This window comes from Syntrophomonas sp. UBA5494 (assembly GCF_002426325.1).
Map to the genome: position 1 here is coordinate 32,042 of NZ_DIPG01000142.1, position 326 is coordinate 32,367.

General features: G+C 51.5%; 1 protein-coding gene. It reads right to left on the minus strand.

The features are described from left to right. Window positions 1-2: 2 nt before the first annotated feature. Window positions 3-326, minus strand: a 324-nt coding sequence (locus B3W37_RS16065) for an HD domain-containing protein (protein WP_483176428.1), incomplete at its 5' end; no start/stop codon positions are given.

Sequence of the window (326 nt, forward strand, 5' to 3'; positions counted from 1 at the left end):
GACTAGTATTCAAAGCTTGCGGCTATGGGCTCTTTGGATTTAAGTTTGGGACACTGATTGCTGAAATCACACTCCACACATACCCTGGAAAGATTATCCGCGCGGTGCAGGCGTTCTCCCAAAAAACTCATATCACGGCTTATGTTGCGGTGTTCGAATATAGCCCGGCAGATGATATCAACTTCGTTGGGGTTGAAGTACGCCCGGGGCAGGATCTCCCGGGCCAGCTTGGAACCATAGGAGGCATGGTCAACTCCGGTCTGATATTCATTCCATTTACCCAGATCGTGGGTCAGGCCGGCCGCATAAATGACCTCTTTGGCGGC